The sequence below is a fragment of the Rhizobium sp. 268 genome (assembly GCF_036571585.1).
GTDB classification, from domain to species: Bacteria; Pseudomonadota; Alphaproteobacteria; order Rhizobiales; family Rhizobiaceae; genus Rhizobium; species Rhizobium redzepovicii.
Window position 1 is genome coordinate 43,975 of record NZ_JAPPSO010000015.1, and the last position, 18,548, is coordinate 62,522.

17 protein-coding genes are annotated in these 18,548 nt (G+C 62.8%); 3 read left to right on the plus strand and 14 right to left on the minus strand.

What is annotated here, in order from left to right; genetic code table 11:
• The first annotated feature begins 67 nt into the window (after positions 1–67).
• The gene (locus OS035_RS26105; protein ID WP_003588818.1) at positions 68–460 is read left to right on the plus strand and encodes a PRC-barrel domain-containing protein; all 393 of its coding nucleotides are present in this window, start codon (positions 68–70) and stop codon (positions 458–460) included.
• A 349-nt stretch (positions 461–809) separates the two neighbouring features.
• Here OS035_RS26105 and OS035_RS26110 read toward each other — a convergent pair whose 3' ends face one another.
• From OS035_RS26110 to OS035_RS26140, 7 genes are all read right to left on the minus strand, one after another.
• A complete protein-coding gene (locus OS035_RS26110) occupies positions 810–3,263 on the minus strand; it encodes a glycoside hydrolase family 2 protein (protein WP_097624742.1) in 2,454 nt (817 codons plus the stop codon).
• Positions 3,264–3,347: 84 nt separating this feature from the next.
• Positions 3,348–3,743: a VOC family protein gene (locus OS035_RS26115; RefSeq protein ID WP_097624743.1), complete on the minus strand. Its 396-nt coding sequence runs from the start codon at positions 3,741–3,743 to the stop codon at positions 3,348–3,350.
• A 47-nt stretch (positions 3,744–3,790) separates the two neighbouring features.
• Positions 3,791–4,540 (minus strand): ABC transporter permease, encoded by a 750-nt coding sequence (locus OS035_RS26120; RefSeq protein ID WP_097624744.1) that lies wholly within the window; start codon positions 4,538–4,540, stop codon positions 3,791–3,793.
• Positions 4,537–5,481 carry an ABC transporter ATP-binding protein gene (locus OS035_RS26125; protein WP_097624745.1) on the minus strand — a complete coding sequence of 315 codons (945 nt, stop codon included), beginning with the start codon at positions 5,479–5,481 and terminating at the stop codon, positions 4,537–4,539. Before OS035_RS26125 ends, OS035_RS26120 begins: the two co-directional genes overlap by 4 nt.
• The gene (locus OS035_RS26130) at positions 5,478–6,644 is read right to left on the minus strand and encodes an ABC transporter permease (protein ID WP_097624746.1); all 1,167 of its coding nucleotides are present in this window, start codon (positions 6,642–6,644) and stop codon (positions 5,478–5,480) included. The genes OS035_RS26125 and OS035_RS26130 overlap by 4 nt, the downstream gene beginning before the upstream one ends.
• Before the next feature lie 86 nt (positions 6,645–6,730).
• Positions 6,731–7,639: a glycine betaine ABC transporter substrate-binding protein OsmF gene (gene osmF, locus OS035_RS26135; RefSeq protein WP_097624747.1), complete on the minus strand. Its 909-nt coding sequence runs from the start codon at positions 7,637–7,639 to the stop codon at positions 6,731–6,733.
• Positions 7,640–7,846: 207 nt separating this feature from the next.
• Positions 7,847–8,116 carry a hypothetical protein gene (locus OS035_RS26140; RefSeq protein ID WP_179867086.1) on the minus strand — a complete coding sequence of 90 codons (270 nt, stop codon included), beginning with the start codon at positions 8,114–8,116 and terminating at the stop codon, positions 7,847–7,849.
• On the opposite strand from OS035_RS26140, the gene OS035_RS26145 reads away from it, so the two are divergent.
• A complete protein-coding gene (locus OS035_RS26145; RefSeq protein WP_097624748.1) occupies positions 8,084–9,316 on the plus strand; it encodes a LysR family transcriptional regulator in 1,233 nt (410 codons plus the stop codon). The genes OS035_RS26140 and OS035_RS26145 overlap by 33 nt on opposite strands.
• Positions 9,313–10,041: a copper homeostasis protein CutC gene (locus OS035_RS26150; protein WP_097624749.1), complete on the plus strand. Its 729-nt coding sequence runs from the start codon at positions 9,313–9,315 to the stop codon at positions 10,039–10,041. Before OS035_RS26145 ends, OS035_RS26150 begins: the two co-directional genes overlap by 4 nt.
• A 329-nt stretch (positions 10,042–10,370) precedes the next feature.
• Here OS035_RS26150 and OS035_RS26155 read toward each other — a convergent pair whose 3' ends face one another.
• The 7 genes from OS035_RS26155 to OS035_RS26185 form a co-directional block, all read right to left on the minus strand.
• Positions 10,371–11,390 (minus strand): zinc-binding alcohol dehydrogenase family protein, encoded by a 1,020-nt coding sequence (locus OS035_RS26155; protein ID WP_097624750.1) that lies wholly within the window; start codon positions 11,388–11,390, stop codon positions 10,371–10,373.
• Positions 11,391–11,453: 63 nt separating this feature from the next.
• A complete protein-coding gene (locus OS035_RS26160) occupies positions 11,454–12,428 on the minus strand; it encodes an ABC transporter permease (RefSeq protein ID WP_097624751.1) in 975 nt (324 codons plus the stop codon).
• A 120-nt stretch (positions 12,429–12,548) separates the two neighbouring features.
• Complete coding sequence (locus OS035_RS26165; protein ID WP_097624752.1) at positions 12,549–14,102, minus strand: sugar ABC transporter ATP-binding protein; 1,554 nt, start codon at positions 14,100–14,102, stop codon at positions 12,549–12,551.
• 108 nt (positions 14,103–14,210) lie between these two features.
• Entirely contained in the window at positions 14,211–15,200 is a 990-nt protein-coding gene (locus OS035_RS26170; protein WP_097624753.1) for an ABC transporter substrate-binding protein, read from the minus strand.
• Between the two features lie 208 nt (positions 15,201–15,408).
• Positions 15,409–15,855, minus strand: a complete 447-nt coding sequence (locus tag OS035_RS26175; RefSeq protein ID WP_097624754.1) for an RbsD/FucU family protein — start codon at positions 15,853–15,855, stop codon at positions 15,409–15,411.
• A 9-nt stretch (positions 15,856–15,864) separates the two neighbouring features.
• A complete protein-coding gene (locus tag OS035_RS26180) occupies positions 15,865–16,884 on the minus strand; it encodes an aldo/keto reductase (RefSeq protein WP_097624755.1) in 1,020 nt (339 codons plus the stop codon).
• A gap of 87 nt (positions 16,885–16,971) precedes the next feature.
• The gene (locus tag OS035_RS26185) at positions 16,972–18,474 is read right to left on the minus strand and encodes a UxaA family hydrolase (protein WP_097624756.1); all 1,503 of its coding nucleotides are present in this window, start codon (positions 18,472–18,474) and stop codon (positions 16,972–16,974) included.
• Positions 18,475–18,548: the final 74 nt, after the last annotated feature.

The following is an 18,548-nucleotide window of genomic DNA, read 5'->3' on the forward strand; positions in this document are numbered from 1 at the left end:
GAACTTTGAACCCGCGATGACGTTGATCTTGCATACCCAATCCGAGGAAACCCAAAGGAGATGCATCATGCTCAATCAGGAAACTGACGCCAACCGCCGTGACCCGGACGCCAAAAGCACGCATTCGCTGATCGCCAGCGACCGCGTCGAAGGCACCCGTGTCTATGGTGCCGATGGCAGGCATATCGGCTCCATCGAACGTCTGATCATCGGCAAGCTTGACGGCCGCGTCGCCTATGCCGTGCTGAGCTTTGGCGGCTTCCTCGGCATTGGCCACGATCACTATCCGCTGCCCTGGGAAAAGCTGAACTACGACACGCAGCTGGATGGCTATCGCATCGACCTGACCAAGGAACAGATCGAAGGCGCCCCGAGCTATGCGGACGATGACGACAGCTGGTACAACGACAATGGCCGCCGAGTTTACGATTACTATGGCGTGCCGCCCTACTGGATGTAACGTCGTCCGCTAGGCTGAGCTGGAAGGGCCCCGTGCGATGCGGGGCCTTTTTGCTGTTTGGCGGCAGAAGACCTGCCTTACAAAGGGTGCGAGGAACGGAGAGATCACGGCATGTCCTCTTCTCCCGTCGGGCAGAAGTGCCGGCACGCGGATGAGGGGGCTACACGGCACACCTCACCCCAAACTATGCCCATACGCCGTGCCCAAGGCGCCAATCAACCCGATTGCAGCGCATCGCATCCGCACGAGGATTGCAGGAAAGACCGGCGTTTCCGGCCCCCTCATCCGCCCTACGGGTACCTTCTCCCCAAGGGGAGAAGAGGGAATCGAGATGTTGTGGCGGCCCTTTTCAGCGCCCCGCCACAAGATCATTGGCCGACCGCAACACGGTGCCGATCGTGATGTCCTCCGCGACGATCGTCTTCCCCGTCGTCACCGAAAACACATGGCTCTCGCCCGGCAGCAGCGTCACCAGCATCGTGTCGACCACCGCGTCCGGATCCAGCCGATCCGCCATCAGGCAGAGATCCTTGAGGAAATTATCAGCCCTCACCTTCACGGCATACCCGCCATTGATCGCTGCGACATCGACGCTCAGCCGCGGCGCCGGCAGGGCAAGCGCGATATCCTCGACGAAATAGTGAAAAGCCCGCCTGTCGAGCATCTCGACGACGATGACTTCCTCGTTCGGTAAGCCGGGCCTGACGATATCTTCGGGCAGCGGAAACTCCTTCGCCGCGAAGCGGTCGCAGAGCAGACGCCAGAATTCGAATTCGCCCAACACAGTGCCGTCGAGCGTCAAACGCCTTCCGCTGATCTTTGCCCGCCAGAACAGCGTTCTCTCGTTGACCGCCACCGCCGAAAGCCCGTCGCCGCGTGGCTGGATGGTCAAGAGACGCGGATCATAGGCGGCCTTCAGCGCATACCAGAGCGGCTTGCGGCGACCGGCAGAATCGAGTGCCGCCCAGGAGGTCACCGGCCAGCAATCGTTGAACTGCCAGACCACCGCACCCCTACAGATCTCCCGATGCGAGCGCATGTGCTCGATGCCGAAGCGGATGGCGCGGGCCTGGTTGAGCTGGGTGGCGAAGTGCCAGTCGTCCATCGTCCGTGGCTCCGGCAAATGGCCGGCAAGGCCGCGGATCAGCTTGTCATTACCCTGCGTCGCCTTCTGGTGATGGAAGACGCCGTTCGATTGCGGCGTCAGCGGCGTGTCATGAACGCTTTCGGCGATCGTCGCCCAGGCGGCCGGCGCCTGCCAGCCGAATTCGGAGCAGAAGCGCGGGATATAGTTGCGGTAGACCTCGTAGCCGACATCGTTCCACACGTCCCAGATATGTTTGCAGCCATGTGCGTCGGCATTGGGTTCGATCTCCATCGAGCCGGAATAGGGGCTGCCGGGATAATAGGGCCGGTCGCGATCGAGTTCGGCGCAAAGTCTTGGCAGCAGGTCGAGATAATAGCCGAGCCCCCAGCTTTCACCCGGCTTGATGATCGGCCGCCAGCCCCATTCGTCGAAGCCCCAGATGTTCTCATTGTTGCCGTTCCAGAGGATCAGTGAGGCATGTGGCATCAGCCGCACGACATTGTCGCGCACCTCTGCCTCGACCTCGCTCCTCAGTGGCTCCTCCTCCGGATAGGCCGCGCAGGCAAACAGGAAATCCTGCCAGACCAGCATGCCCATGCGGTCGCAGGCTTCGTAGAATTCGTCGCGCTCGAAAATGCCGCCGCCCCAGACGCGCAGCATATGGATATTGGCGGCCTTGGCCTCCTCGATCCGCGCGCCATAACGCTCAGCCGTCACCCGCGAGGGGAAACAATCATCGGGAATCCAGTTCGCGCCGGCGATGAACAGCGGCACGTCGTTGATGACGAAGGTGAAGGCCGAGCCGTGCGCGTCGGCCGAGGTGTCGAGCCTCAGCGAGCGGAAACCCAGCTCGCGCTCGTCAGCGTCGAGCAGATCGCCGCTGGCATCGTCGACGAGCTCAAGCGTCAGGGAATAAAGCGGCTGCGCGCCGAGATGGTGCGGCCACCAGAGCTGCGGCGAGGGGAGGGTAAGCTCGAAAGAAACCTCGTCTTCGCCGGCGCCGATCGCCACCGTTTTGGTCACGTCGCCGATTGTAGCGGTGAGCCGGCAGGCCGCCCCCTCGCCATGCCGCGCCAGCCGGGCATGGACCTTCACCAGCCCGTCACCACCGGCAAGGCTTGCCGAAACCCTTATCTCGCCGAGCCGCGCCCGATCCCAGCTTTCCAGCCTGACCGGTTTCCACAGGCCCGCCGTCACCAGCGTCGGGCCCCAGTCCCAGCCGAAATTGCAGGCCATCTTGCGCATCAGATTGCCCGGTCCCGGATAGTTGTTGGGCCGGTAGCCGTAATGGTTCTCCATCTCCGCGCCATAGGCATAGGCGGAGCGGAAGGTGACGGTGAGTTCGTTGGCGCCTGTTTTCAGCAGCCCGGAAACATCAAAACGATTGGTGCGGTGCATGTTGAAGCTGCGGCCGATTTCTTCGCCGTTCAGCGCGATCACAGCGATGGTATCGAGCCCGTCGAAGATCAGCTCCTGGATCTTGCCGTCCTCAGGCGCGGCCTCGAACGTGCAGCGATAGGTCCAGTCGGTTTTGCCGATCCAGTCGTTTGTGATCTCGTTGACGTCGATATAGGGGTCGGGGATCAGCCGGCTGGCGAGAAGGTCGAGATGCACGCATCCCGGCACGGTTGCAGGGATCGATTCCGGCAGGCCGGGCCTTCCTGTATCGTTGCAGTGGAGTGTCCAGCCGGAATTCAGCGTGGTCTTCTCGATCATGCGGGCTCCTGATTTATGCCGCTCGAAACTGGGGGGTGAGGTGTCGTTGGAAGGGCGCCGCAATCGGTCACGGCGCATTGTGGGTCAGAGAAACCGGCCGTGGCGCTGCAGCACTTCGATCTTGTAGCCGTCGGGATCGCTGATGAAGAAGAACAGGCCGAAGAGCTTGCCGTCGCGGTTGAGCTCCACCAGCTGACCGGGTTTCAGCCCCAGCTTTGACAGCCGCTCGCGCTCGATCGCCACCTCTTCGACCGAGACGGCGAGATGGCCATAGGCGTTACCGAGATCGTAGGGTTCGGTCCGGCCCTTGTTGACGGTCAGCTCCAGTTCGAAGCCGGTCTCGGCATTGCTGAGATAGATCAGCGTGAAGGTTTCGAAATCGACGCGGTCGGCGACCGAAAGGCCGAAGGCCTTGCTGTAGAATTCGACCGAGCGCGCCTCGTCGAGAACACGGATCATCGAGTGGATCATCTTCGCCATGGCGTCCTCCCGTGGAATCGATCACCGCAGCCTTGGTAGCGGTCCTTTCACGCCGGGCGCAAGCCGATTCTTCGGGTGATCGCCGCTTCGACAAGGCCCATGGCGTCATAGATCAGCACCGCCATCAGGCCGACGATCAGCCCGCCCTGCAGGATGAAGGCGGTATTGTCGGAAATCAGTCCGGCAATGATCACCTCGCCGAGGCCCTTGGCCGCCACCGTCGAGCCGATCGTCGCCGTGCCAATATTGATGACGGTGGCAACCTTCAGCCCTTCGAGGATCAGCGGCAGGGCAAGTGGTAGCTCGACCCGCAACAGCCGCTGCGTGGCACCCATGCCCATGCCGTCGGCGGCGTCGAGAACCTGCGGCGACACCTGCTTCAGCCCGGCGACGGTGTTTTCGAAGATCGGCAGCAGGCCGTAGAGAAACAGCGCGATCAGCGTCGGCATGGCGCCGAAGCCGGTGGCCGGAACGGCAAGCGCCAGCACCGCGACCGGCGGAAAGGTCTGCCCGGCATTGGCGATCGCCCGCGACAGCGGCAGAAAGTCGGCGCCGCTCTCGCGGGTGACGAAGATACCGCCGGCAACGGCGAGCACGGCGCTGCAGACAATCGATCCGATCACCAGCTGCAGATGGCCGACGGCGAGCGAGGCAAGGCTGTTCTGCGTATAGACGGCGGGCGCATTGTTGCTGGTCAGCGGCACGAGCAGGAAGGACAGCCACTCGGTCCTGAACAGCAGGATGAGCAGAAGGGCGAGCGCCGCCAGGCGGAAGAGATTGGCGACGACGAGTTTCATGCCTTGCGGCCCAGTTCGAGCAGCCGACTCATCGAGATCGATCCCACCGGCGCCTTCTCGCCATCCTGCACCGCCGCCTCGTCGACGCCCTGCCAGATCATTTCGGCGAGCGCATCGCGCAGGCTGAGCGATTGCGACAGGGCATAGGCGAGACCGCTTTTGGCCGGCTCCATGCTTTCTTTCAGCGGCAGCAGCGACATCAACTTCAGCGCCCGGTCGGAGGTGCCGGTCAATTGCTGGACGAAGGGGTCGGCGGGTTCGGTGAGGATCTTTTCCGGCGTCGAGCATTGCAGCAGCCGGCCCTGGCTCATCACCGCGATCTGGTTGCCGAGATGGAAGGCCTCGTCCATGTCATGGGTGACGAGGATGATGGTGGTGCCGAACTGCTTCTGGATCGCCAAGAGATCGTCCTGCGCCTTGCCGCGAATGACCGGGTCGAGCGCGCCGAAGGGTTCGTCCATCAACAGCAGTTCCGGCTCGGCCGCCAGTGCCCGGGCGACCCCGACGCGCTGCTGCTGGCCGCCGGAAAGCTGGTGCGGATATTTGTCGGCGAAAGTTGCCGGATCGAGGTTGAACAATCCAAGCAGTTCCTCGACCCGTCTGGCGATACGGGCCGAATCCCAGTCGAGAAGCTGCGGCACGGTGGCGATATTCTGCGCCACGGTGCGGTGCGGGAAGAGCCCGTGCCCCTGGATCGCATAGCCGATCTTGCGGCGAAGCTCCGTCACCTCGACGTCGATCACATTCTGCCCGCCGACGAAAATCTCGCCCTCGGTGATCGGCACCAGCCGGTTGATCATCCGCATCAGTGTCGATTTGCCGGAGCCGGAGGTACCGACGATGACGGTAATCTCGCCCTTCTCGACCTGCATCGAGACATTGTCGACGACGGTGGCCGTGCCATAGCGCTTGGTGACGTTCCTGATCTCGATCATGCTCATGCGGCGGATCCCCGGATACTGTCGATGACCGCATCGAGGATGACGGCCGATGAGAAGGCGAAGAAGACGGTCGGCACGGCGCCGAGCAGGACGAGGTCCATGGCCGTCTGGCCGAGTCCCTGGAAGATGAAGATGCCGAAGCCGCCGCCGCCGATCAGCGCGGCGATCGTCACCATGCCGATCGCCTGCACCAGCACGATGCGGATGCCGGTGAGGATGACCGGAAAGGCAAGCGGCATGTCGATGCCGGTGAGGATCTGCCGGCGCGTCAGCCCCATGCCGGCCGCGGCATCGCGCACCGAGGGGTCGACGCCCTGCAGGCCGACGACGGTGTTGGCAACGATTGGCAGCAGCGAATAGAGCACCAACGCGATCAAGGCGGGCGCCGTGCCGATGCCGCGAATGCCGATGGCCGATGCCAGCGCCACATGGGTGGCGAGATAACCGAGCGGCAGCATCAACAGGCCGAAGAGCGCAAGACTGGGGATCGTCTGGATGAGGCTGAGGCCCTGCAGCACGATGGCGCGCAGCTTCGGCACCCAGAAGCAGAGGATGCCCAGCGGCAGGCCGAGGATGATGGCGATGGCGAGCGAACCGAAGGCCAGCAGCAGATGCGAGATCGCTTCCGTCTCGAACTGCGGCGCCCGCGTCGAGAACTCCTTCATGATCGACAGGCTGTCGAGCAGGCCGGAGGCGAGCGAGATGAAGAGCAGCGCGGTGTAGCCCGCAAGGGCCGCGACCCGCATCCAGGGCGCCAGCCTTATTTTCACCAGCGCATCCGAGATGACGAGCCCGATCACCGCAAACAGCACCCAGAAGCCGCCGCCGGGCGTCATCCGCGCCACCGTGCTGCCGGGCGGTGTCGCCGCCGTCGAGACGAGGCCGATCGCAACGACCAGCGCCGCAAGGCAGAGTGTGGCGATCACGAGCCGGGCGAGAGCATTGCGGAGAAACAGCGTCGCCAAGGCCGTGAGAATAAGCAGCACGGTCAGGAAGATGACGGAAGGCTGGGGAAGAAGCTGCGTCAGCAGCATCGGCTTGCCGGCGGCGATGCGGTTCGCCTTGACATAGATGAACGGCATCAGTGCCGTCGCCGCAATGCCGCCCGCCACCAGAACCACGCCGAGCCGGTCCAGCCTGCGGACCGCTGAGGTTTCTTCCATCAAATCAACCCTGTCTGAGCAATCCCGTCCGGCCAACCCTATCAGCAGAGGGGGCTCCGCCCGCAATCGGGCGGAGCGAGTGATGATTATTTCAGGAAGCCTTTTTCCTTGAGATAGGCTTCAGCGACGGATTTCGCCGGCTCGCCGTCGACCTGGATCTTGGCATTGAGCTTGCGCAACTCGTCGGCGGTCAGGCTCTTGAAGATCGGCGAGAGCACTTCCTCGATCTTCGGATTGGCTTTCAGCACCTCTTCGCGGATGATCGGCGTCGGCGCATAGACCTGCTGCACGTTCTTGTCGTCTTCGAGAACGGTGAGCTCGGCCGCTTCGATCGCGCCATCCGTGCCATAGACCATGGCGGTGTTGACGCCGTTGGTTTGGTCGGCGGCCGCCTTGATCGTCGCCGCCGTGTCGCCGCCGGAGAGAACGACCATCTGGTCGGGCTTCAGCTGGAAGCCGTAGGTCGTCTGGAAGGCGGGAAGCGCGCCGGCTGAATTGACGAATTCGGCAGACGCCGCCAGCTTGGCGGCACCGCCGCCGGCGACCCATTTGCCGAAGTCCGTGAGGCTCTTCAGCTTGTTCGGTTCCGCGACGTCGCTGCGCACGGCGAGCGCCCAGGTGTTATTGGCAGGCGACGGCGTCAGCCAGACGATCTTGTTGGCGTCGTAATCGAGCTTCTTCGCCAGCTCGTAACCCTGGTCGATATTCTTCCAGGCGGCATCGTCGGCCTTGTTGAAGAAGAAGCCGGCATTGCCGGTATATTCCGGATAGATGTCGATTTCGCCTGCGGTGATCGCCTTGCGCACGACCGGCGTGGCGCCGAGCGCGATGCGGTCCTGCGTCTTGATGCCGTTGGCTTCGAGCGCAAGCGCAATGACATTGCCGAGCAGCGTGCCTTCCGTGTCGATCTTCGACGAGACGACGACATCCGCGGCGTGAGACGCACCCGCCGCGAAGGCGGAGAGCGAGACGGCGAGTGCGAGTTTCTTCAGCATGGAATATCCCCTTGGTTGACACTGTTAGCACTTTGAATTGCTGCATTATGCAGGTGCGCAAGCTCCGAGCGGGAGCTCTGCGCACAGAAGTTCGCCAGCCAGCGCGACGACGTCGCCACCATGCCGGAATTGCGTGCGTCATGGAAATAGCGTGCACGCCCGAAAAATCGATGCAAGCCCCCTCCAGTATTTGCAGTCGCGGCACGATTATGGCGGCGAATGCATCTCCACGCGTGGAAACGCATTCCCTTTTCCAGGGCCGGCGCGATTTGTTTTTGTCCCCTTGCGTGTTTCCGCGGTGGTCCGGTGCTCTGTTGCGGATTGCCGCCGCCCGGATTTTTCTATGACGGAAACGATAGCCCGCCTCTTACGATGCAGGGATATCTTTTTTCGTGAACACATCATATCGTCCGGTTTTTCCAGCGCTTTCCGGAGCCAGCCCTTTTGCATCTCGGCGCCCTGTTCATAAGCCACCATGTGCTGACCTCCGGTTCGGTGCGCGAGACCGCGCGGCGCTTCCAGCTGTCGCCCTCTACTGTCTCGACGGCCATCCGCCATCTCGAAACAGAGCTGGCGATGAAGCTGACGGAACGCGCCTCCGGCGAGCTGGTGACGCTGCTCGCCAGCGGCAGGGTGCTGGAGGGACTGGTGCCGATCACGGCGGCAATCGGCGAACTCGGTCAATTCGCCGGTCATGACGCTGCGGCCGCCGATGCCCACGCGGCCTGGGCATCGCGCATTCCCCTCAAGATCGTCACGATGGAGCGCTTTCTCGAAGTCGCCGATCAGGGCAGCATCAATCGCGCCGCCCGCCGTCTTGGCCTGGGTCAGCCGCAGCTTTCGCTTCAGCTTGCCAACCTGGAGAAATTTCTGGGTGGCCGCCTGTTCGAGCGGCAGGCGCAGGGCTCGGTGCTGACGGAGGAGGGCAGGCGCGCCTACCAGGTCTTCACGGCGATCAGCCAGGCATGGAACGATCTGAAGTCTTCGGCCGACGAGCGATATCGGCGCACCGTCCGGTCGCTGCGCATCGGCTCGATCATCCCCACGGGATCGGAAAGCTGGGTGGCGCGCTGCCTGGGTTCGCTGGTTTCGGAATGGAATGCGCGGCGCAGCAACAATGCGATATCGCTGGTCTCGATGACCGCCGACGATCTGCGCGAGGCGCTAAAGAGTGGCCGCATCGATGTCGCCATCCTGGATTCGGTCTTCGGGCTGGAAAGCTTCCGCCATCGCGAGCTGCTGCAGACCGACATGGTGGTGATCGCGCCGCCGGATAGCACCGAAACGAATGTCGCCGATCTCGTCGCCGGCCATGCCATCTGCATGCCGAGCCCGCGCACCGGCCTCGGCCACGCGGCCATGGCCTTCAGCTATGAGCGTGGCCCAAACCGGCGGTTCCGCAGCCAGGATATCACTGCGGCGGATTCGCTGCCCGTGATCGTCGACCTCGTCGCCAATCACGGCTACGTTTCCTTCTTGGGCCGCGTCAGCGCCATGCCGATCGCTGATAAGGTGCGCATTGTCGATCTCGACGAACATCTGCCGATGTCCTATCACGTCGCCTTCAATCATCGCAAAGCCGCCGCCGATGCCTGCGCCGTCATCATCGAGGCGGCGGCGAGAATCACGTCTGAGCCTGTCGCGCAGACCGAAAGAGTTAGGGAGAGCGCGGCATGACGATCCTGCTGGAAGTGTGCGTGGATAGCGCCAATGGCCTCGCCGCCGCCATCGAGGGCGGCGCCGACCGCATCGAGCTTTGTTCGGCGCTGGAGCTCGGCGGTCTGACGCCGCTGCCGAGCTTGATGCGGATCGCCGCCAGGGCGCGTATTCGCGTCTACGCAATGATCCGCCCGCATGCCGGTCCCTTCATCTTCGACAGGGCGGACGAGGAAGCGATGATGCTCGATATCGACGCCGTGCGCGCCGCAGGCCTGGCCGGGGTCGTCATCGGCGCCAACCGGCCTGATGGTACGCTCGACATGCCGCTGATCCACCGCCTGAAGGCGCATGCGACAGGCCTCGGCTCGACGCTGCATCGGGCGTTCGATCTGGTGCCGGATGCCGATCAGGCGCTGGAACAGGCGGTCGAACTCGGCGTTGAGCGCATCCTGACATCCGGCTGCGCGCCGAAGGCGGCCGACGGAACCGAAACCCTGAAACGCCTCTCGGCAAGGGCCGCCGGCCGCATATCCATCATGCCCGGCAGCGGCATCCGCCCCGCCAATGTCACCGCCATCTTGCAGGCAACCGGCGCCCGCGAGGTCCATGGATCCTGCAGCTCACCTGTGGAAAGCGCCGACCCCTGCGCGGTCGCCTTTGGTTTCGAGGCGAAAAGCGCGAACCGGACGGATAGTGCGGTGGTCAGGGAGATGTGCAGGGCGATTGCGTCAATGGAGCGTTAGCGGTCTCGCAATTCCGGACGGAAAGCGTTTTGCGATTTTGAAACGCGAATGCAGTGCTTGCGGCATGGGTCCTCGGGTCAAGCCCGAGGACGACGGAGTGTGGTGTGGGCGCTGCGGCAAGTAGGTGCCGTAGACACCAAACGACAAGCAAATTGGGACCGCGGGTTTTCCCTATTTTTACGCGATCCCGGACATAAAACGGGCGCCCACCTTTGATGGAATTGCTCCAAGCGTCCCGGCCCTTGCCGCGTGGTTTCCCCACCCTCCGTCATACTCGGGCTTGACCCGAGTATCCACGACGCACTCCACGTGCATGCTACCGTCTTACCCTAATCTCCAACCCTGATCACCGCCTTGATCAACCCGCTCTTCTCATGCGCCCAGCGCGCCAGATCTTGCGGCGTATCGGCCAGCGCCGTCCGGTGGGTAATCAGTTTATCCACCGGCACCAGCCCCTTGGCGATCGAATCGACCACATGCTCGAAATCGACGCGGGTGGCGTTGCGGCTGCCGATGACCATCATCTCGCGTTTGTGGAATTCCGGGTCGGAGAAGCGGATATCGTCCTTGACGACGCTGACCAGCACCAATGCGCCGCCATGGGCGACGAAGGAGAAGGCTTTTTCCATCGACGGGCCGTAACCGGTGGCGTCGAAGACGACGTCGAAACCGTCGCCATCGGTTTTTTCCCGCACAGCCTCTAAGGTTTTCTCACCGGCGACGATGCCGGAGGTAAAGCCGAAGCGCTCCGATGCCATCTGCAGTCGTTCGGCACTGGTATCGAGCAGCGTCACCTCGTGACCGGCAATGCGCGAGAAGATCGCCGCGCCGAGGCCGATCGGGCCGGCGCCGATGACGAGGGCGCGCGCGCCGGCGCCGGCCAGCGAGCGGCGCACCGCGTGGGCGCCGATCGCCAAAAATTCCGTTGTCGCCGCCGCCTCCAGGCTGAGGCCCTTGGCGGGATAGAGATTGCCTGCCGGAACAGAAATCTCCTCGCAGAAGGCACCGTCGGTATGGACGCCGAGCACCTTGATGTTGGTGCAGCAATTCGGCTTGCCCTGGCGGCAGGCGACACATTGGCCGCAGGAGAGATAGGGGTTGACGATAACAGGTGTGCCGGCCGCAAGCGTTACGCCGTCGCCGGCTGCGATGACCGTCGCCGAGATCTCGTGCCCCATCACCCGGGGATATTCGAGGAAAGGGTGTTTGCCCTCGAAGATATGATAATCCGTGCCGCAGATGCCGACATGGCTGACCGCCAGGCGCACCCAGCCGGGCGCCGGTGCGGCGGGAGATGGCCGCTCGACGATCTCGAGCACGCCGGGTTCGCGGCAAACAACTGCTTTCATGACAGGTCTCGCATTCCTGGAAATTGAAGAAGCCGGCCTGTGCGACCGGCTTCTCTGAGTTTCTCAATTGCTCTTGCGGCGGCGCAGCTGGTCGAAGAAGACGATCACGATGATCAAGAGACCGGTGATGATGCGCTGCCAGAAGGAGTTGACGTTCAGAAGGTTGGCGCCGTTGTTGATGGTGGCGAGGATGAAGGCGCCGATCAGCGGCCCGTGCACCGAGCCGACCGCGCCGAACAGGCTGGTGCCGCCGATGACAGAGGAGGCGATCGCCTGCAATTCCCAGCCGTCGGCCTGCGTCGCATTGCCGATGGCGATGCGCGAGGCGAGCAGCACGCCGACGAAGGCGGCAAAGCCGGCCGACAGGATATAGGCGAGGTAGATCATGCCCTTGACGTTGACGCCGGAAAGGCGGGCAGCTTCCGCATTCGAACCGACGGCGAAGAGATAACGGCCCCAGCGGCTGAGATGCAGGAACACGAAGGATGGCACCGCCACCAGGATGACCATCCAGAACAGGCTCGGAATGCCGAGGAAATCGGCGCGGGCGAAATTGCTGAAACCCTCATCGGTGATGCTGATCGTCGAACCGTTGGTGATCAGCAGGCCAATGCCGCGCAGCGATGTCAGCGTTGCCAGCGTGATGATGAAGGGCGGCAGGCCCATATGGACAATGCCGAAACCGTGGAAGGCGCCGATCGCCACACCGATGGCGAGCGTCAGCACGATCGCTCCCCAGAGCGGCACCCCCGCCTGCAACAGCCAGGCGATGATGACGGTGCAAAAGCCGACGATCGCGCCGACCGACAGATCAATGCCGGCGGTGATGATGACGAAGGTCTGGCCGAGTGCGAGGATTGCCGTCATCGCGCCTTGGCGCAGCAGGTTGGAAATGTTGAGCGGCGTCCAGAAGCTAGCGGTGACGAAGCCGAGTACGATCCAGAGGAAGATCAGCAACCCGATCAGGGTCAGGCCGAACAGGATGTTCATCTTCCGGCGCGGCGGCGGCGCGACGATTTCGGTGGGGGTGGCAGTCATGAATTTTCTCCCTCTTAGAGAATTTTCGTTTTTCCGAATGACGGAAATTCTCTATCTCTTTGTTCTCACGCAATTTCCGAACGCAAAACCGCAGCGCACTTTTGCTGGAATTGCTTGTGCTCAGACGCCGATCGCTTCGCTGAGCACTTGTTCATGCGTCGCCGCGTGGAAATCATGGCTGGCGACGAGCTTGCCGCCGCGGAAGACGTGCAGCCGGTCGGCCAGTTCGTAGACTTCAGGCAGGTAGGAGGAAATCAGGATGATGCCCGCCCCCTCCTTCAGAAGCTTGGCGAACAGCCTGTAGATTTCCGCCTTGGTGCCGACGTCGACGCCGACGGTCGGCTCGTCGAAGATGAACAGTCTTGCGCCGTGGCTCAGCCACTTGCCGATGACGATCTTCTGCTGGTTGCCGCCCGACATGCTGGAGGCCGGCACGCGCCGGCTCGGCGTCTTGATGCTGAGATCGCGGATCTGCTTGTCGGCATTGGCCGCTTCGCGCGTATGACTGATCACTGGTCCTTGGCTAAGGCGCCCGAAGACCGGCAGGTTGATGTTGAGGCCGATCGGCAGGTTGAGGCAAAGCCCCTGGTCGCGCCGGCTTTCCGGCGCCAGCGCAATGCCGAGTTCCATCGCCGTGCGTTCGTTTCGGATATCGACGCGCTTGCCCATCCATTCGATGTCACCGGCGCTGATCGGCTGGCGTCCGTAGAGGCCGAGCGCGAATTCGCTGCGTCCGGCGCCGATCAGCCCGTAGAGCCCGACAATCTGCCCGGCTTTGACGCTGAGCGACACGTCCTCGAAGCCCGGACCCGAAAGCCCCTTGACCTCGACGATCGTCCCGCCGATCGCAATCTCTTCCTTGTGGTAGATCTGCTCGATCGAGCGGTTGATCATCAAAGCGATCAGCTCAGCATCGTTGGTCTCGCCGATCAGCCGTGTGCCGACATGCGTGCCGTCGCGCAGCACCGAGACACGGTCGGCCAGTTCGAAGACTTCCTCCATGCGGTGGCTGATATAGACGATGGTGACGCCTTCGCCTTGCAGCCGGCGGATCAGCTTGAACAGCTGTGCGGATTCCTGGCGCGTCAGATAGGCTGTCGGTTCGTCGAAGATCAGGAACTGGGTGCCGCGCATCGCCGCCCGCGCGGTTGCCACCAACTGCTGCTGGCCGATGGTCAGTGAGCTCAGAAGCGCGGCCGCCGGCAGGCCGAAGCCGAGATCGTCGAGCACGGCCTGCGCCATTTTCACCATCTGCTTCTTGCGCATCAGGCCGTAGCGGTTGACCTCGTCGCCGAGGAAGAGGTTGGCGGCGACCGTCAGGTGCCGGCAGAGCACGACTTCCTGGTGGACGGCGTTGATGCCGCGGGCGATCGCCTCGTTCGGGGTCGACAGTCCTACCGGATGGCCGCACCACAGGACCTCGCCGGCCGTGCGGGTAATGACGCCGGTGAGCAATTTGATCAGGGTGGATTTGCCGGCGCCGTTTTCGCCGACGATGGCGTGGATCTCTCCGGCCAGAAAGGTCAGCGTCGCCGGCTTCAGCGCCTGGACATGACCGTAATTCTTTTGCAGGCCCTTAAGTTCGAGGATAGGCGATCCGGTCGGGATGCGATTGGCTTCTTTCAGCGTGGCGCTGTCATCATGGCGATGACTGACCTCTTCCAGTCCGATCATGGACCTCTCCTCTTCTTGGTCGTCTCATTTCCACCCTGGCAAACCATAGCATGGATGGAAAAGGCCGCGCCGGTTTTTAGAAAGCCGGCGCGGCCCGTTCTTGTCGGATTACTTGATCTTCGGGTTCAGGAGCGCGTCGATCTTCGGATCGGCCATGTTCGCCTTGGTGACGAGGTTGGCGCCGGTATCGACATTTTCCGGAACCTTTTCGCCCTTGGAGACGGCAAGCGCGGTCTTCACGCCGTCATAGCCCATGCGATAGGGGTCCTGGACGACGAGGCCGGCAATGGCGCCGTCCTTGAGGAAGCCAACCGTCTTGTCGTCGCTGTCGAAGCCGATGACCTTGATCTTGTCGCCGAGCTTGTTTTCGGCGATCGCCTGGCCAACGCCCTGTGCCAGTATGAGGTTCGAGGCGAAGACGCCGACGAGCTTCGGATTGGCCGTGATCAGGTCGGTCATCATGTTGAGGCCGGTGGTTGCCTGGCCGTCACCGTATTTGTCGGCGATGACCTTGAGACCGGGATGCTTGGTCTTGATCTGATCCAGGAAGCCTTCGCGGCGCTGTTCCAGCGAGCCGACGCCGGGAAGATTGGTGAGGATGACGATTTCGCCTTCTTCCTTGCCCGTCATCTCCTTGATCGCGGCGGCAAGACCGTCGGCTGCGATGCGGCCGCCCTGGACGTTGTCCGTCGTCAGGAACGACTTGAATGCCTTGGAATCGGCACCTGAGTCGATGCCGATGATCGGTACCGACTTGGCGGCTTCATCGATCGGCTTGCCGAGCGCCTTGAATTCGGTCGGCGAGATGACGATGGCGGCCGGCTTGCCGGCAACGGCGTTCTCCAGAATGCTGATCTGGCCGTTGATGTCGGATTCGGCCTGGGCGCCGAGCTCCGGCACGTTGACGCCGAGATCCTTGCCGGCCTTGCGGGCGCCGGCCAGAACGATCTGCCAGTAGAAGGACGTCGTGTCCTTGACGATGATCGGGATCGTCACATCGGCGGCAAAGGACGTGACCGGCATCGCCGTGGCGATAACGGCAGCGCCGGCAAGCGCGGTAAAGGCGCGGCGCGACAGAAGGGATTTCATGATGGTCATAAGGGTTCTCCTCTCAAGATGCGTTCTCCTCCGAATAAATCGGCCGCTGAACGCAGGCGGGCGATTTTTATCGATAAAAAACATTTGCAGGCAGAAGCTAGCTGAGGCGCAATCAAATTGCAAGAGCGCCGATCCGGCTTTTTTGCTTTGGTAAACTCCTGCCAAGCAACTGATTTCATTTCAATACAACGATAACCTAAAGTAGGTATCAGCCGAGATCGACCTCATGCGGATGCACGACGCCCTTTTTCAAAATCAGGTTGCCGTAGAGCCGGAATTCCGTCGTCGCGACGATATAGGCAGCCTTGCGGGCCATCGCGTAAAAGGCGAAGCGTTCGACCGGCACGATCGCAAAATCGCCGGCGCGCCTGGCAACGATCTGTTGGAACTCGGCGCACACCTCCGGCATGGCGTGCGGGTCGCCGACCACCTCCATCCGCCAGGCCGCTTCCGGCACGAAAGTGTCGAGCGGCATATGGGCGAGGATCGCTTCAGCCATCGCGGTGGCGCTGACGCCGTCGGCGCGGATGACCGGCGGGCCCATCGAGCCTGAGGGAAAATTAGCGTCCGAAATGACGATATCGTCGCCATGCCCCATCGTCTTCAGCGCATGGAGCAGGTCGGGGCCGAGCAGCGGATGAATACCCTTCAGCATAATGTCTCCTCAGACTCGGACCGCTTCGGCGCCGAGCGGCGGCGCGACCAGCGTATAGGGTTCGAATTCGGCATAGATCTCGTCGGCAAGCCGTGGTTCGACGATTTCCATGTTGCGCGTCAGGCTCGACGGTTTGGCCGTGCCGATCAGCACCGATGCGACGATCGGTTCGAGCAGCGGAAACTGCAGGGCGGGTGCTGCCAGCGGCACGCCGTGGCGCTTGGCGATCGCCTCCATGGCGCCGACCTTGGCAAGCACCTCGTCATCGGCCGGCATATAGTCGAAATGTGAACCGGGCACCGGGCCGGTGGCGAGAATGCCTGAGTTGAAGACGCCGCCGACGACCAGCGACGTGCCCTTCTGCCGGCAGAGCGGCAAAAGTTCGGCGACCGCCGAGCGGTCGAGCAGGGTGTAGCGGCCGGCCATCAGAATGCAGTCGAGATCGGCGTTGCGCATGACGTCGAGGCAGACGGGCACTTCGTTGACGCCGAGGCCGAAGGCGGAGATCGCGCCCGAGGATTTCAGTTCTTCCAGCGCCTTGATGCCGGAATCGAGCAGCTGCTTCTGGTAGACGGCATTCTTCGCCGCGCCATGCGTATAGACGCCGATATCGTGGACGTAGAGAATGTCGATGCGGTTGAGGCCGAGGCGTGCATAGCTGAACTCGACCGAGCGCATGATGCCGTCATAGGAATAGTCGTAATCGGCATCGAAGGACAGCGGATCGACATAGCTGTAATCGGGCACGGTTCCGGTCGGCACCGGCCTGAGCAGCCGGCCGACCTTGGTCGACAGCACGTATGAGCCATCAGGCTGGTCGCGCAGGAAATCGCCGACGCGGCGTTCGGCCAGGCCGAGCCCGTACCAGGGCGCCACGTCGAAATAGCGGATGCCGCTGTCCCAGGCCGCCTGCAGCGTGTCCATCGCCTGCTGGCGCGGGCAGGCGCGGTAGAGGCCGCCGAGCGCTGCGGCGCCGAAGCTGATTTCGGTCACCTCAAGCTTGGTCTTGCCGATCCGTCTCGTTTTCATCATGCCTCCTGGCGAAGAACGTGAAATTCTCTGGCCATTCCCGGAAACCGCGAAGCGGGCTTTCCGGGAATTGCGTAAAACAAAGGACTAGAGCGTAGCCCCCAGATGCCAGGGCACGAATTCATTGTCGCCATAGCCGAAGAGTTCGCTCTTGGTCTTCTTGCCGGAGGCCGTGTCGACGATCAGCTCGAAGATCTCGCGGCCCTTGCCGCTGATCGTCGCGTCACCGGTGGCGATCGTGCCGCAATCGATGTCCATATCCTCTTCCATCGAGGCATAGAGGGCCGAATTGCTGGAAAGCTTCAGCGACGGCGCCGGCCGGCAGCCGAAGCAGCTGCCGCGGCCTGTGGTAAAGGCGATCATGTTCGCCCCGCCGGCCACCTGGCCGGTTGCCGAGACCGGGTCGTAGCCTGGAGTGTCCATGAAGACGAGGCCGGGGGCGGTGACCCGCTCGGCATAACCATAGACCGCCGTCAGCGGCGAGCGGCCGCCCTTGGCGACGGCGCCGAGCGACTTTTCCAGAATGGTGGTGAGGCCGCCGCGTTTGTTGCCGGGTGAGGGGTTGTTGTCCAGCGAGGCGCCGTGCAGGGCGACATAATCCTCCCACCAGGCGATTTTCTCGTCGAGTTTCTTGGCCACCTCGTCGCTGACGGCGCGGCTGCGCAGCAGATGTTCGGCGCCATAGATTTCCGAGGTTTCCGACAGGATTGCCGTGCCGCCGGTGGCTGCCAGCAGATCGGCCGCGACACCCAGCGCCGGATTGGCGGTGATGCCGGAAAAGCCGTCCGAGCCGCCGCATTGCAAGCCGATGATGATCTCGCTGACCGACATCGGCACACGCTTTTCCCTGCCGACATCGGCCGCAATTTCGCGCAGCATGCCCATGGCCCGCTCGACCGCGCGGCGCGATCCGCCGGCATCCTGAATGTTGAAATGCCGCTTGGAGGCACCCGCACCGCTCTGGCCGTATAGCGTCAACTGGTTGACCTCGCAACCGAGGCCGATCATCAGCACGCCGCCGAAATTCACATGTCTTGTATAGCCGGCCAGCGTCCGGTGCAGCACGTTCATGCCGTCGCCGGTCGAGCTCATGCCGCAGCCCTGGTCATGCACGATCGGCACGAAGCCGTCGATGCCGTCATAATGCGGCAGGATTGTCCGGTTCGCCTCGTCGGCGATCGCCCGGCAGACCGTGGTGGAACAGTTCACGCTGGCGATGATGCCGATATAGTTGCGCGTTGCAGCCCGCCCGTCGGCGCGGCGATAGCCCATGAAGGTGCGCGCCTTGTCTTCGCTCGACGCTGTCTCCGGCGCCGAATTGGCGGTCGCAGCCAGCCGGTCGTTTTCGAAATGCAGATTGTGGCTGTGCACATGGTCGCCGGCCTTGACCTCCGCCGTCGTGCGGCCGATCGCCTGTCCGTATTTCACCACGGCGGTGCCGAGCGGAATATCGGCGATCGCCACCTTGTGGCCGGGGTCGATTTTTTCACGGGTTTCAATGCCGGCAACCGTCGAACCCGGCGCGATGGCCGCCGTTGCGACCGCGACATTGTCACCGGCCGACAGGATGATCCAAGGCAGTTTGTCCAAGTCTCTTCTCCCCAGAGCATGACACCGAAAAATCTAAGCGGTTTCGGACGACATCATGCTCCAACTCTTGAATT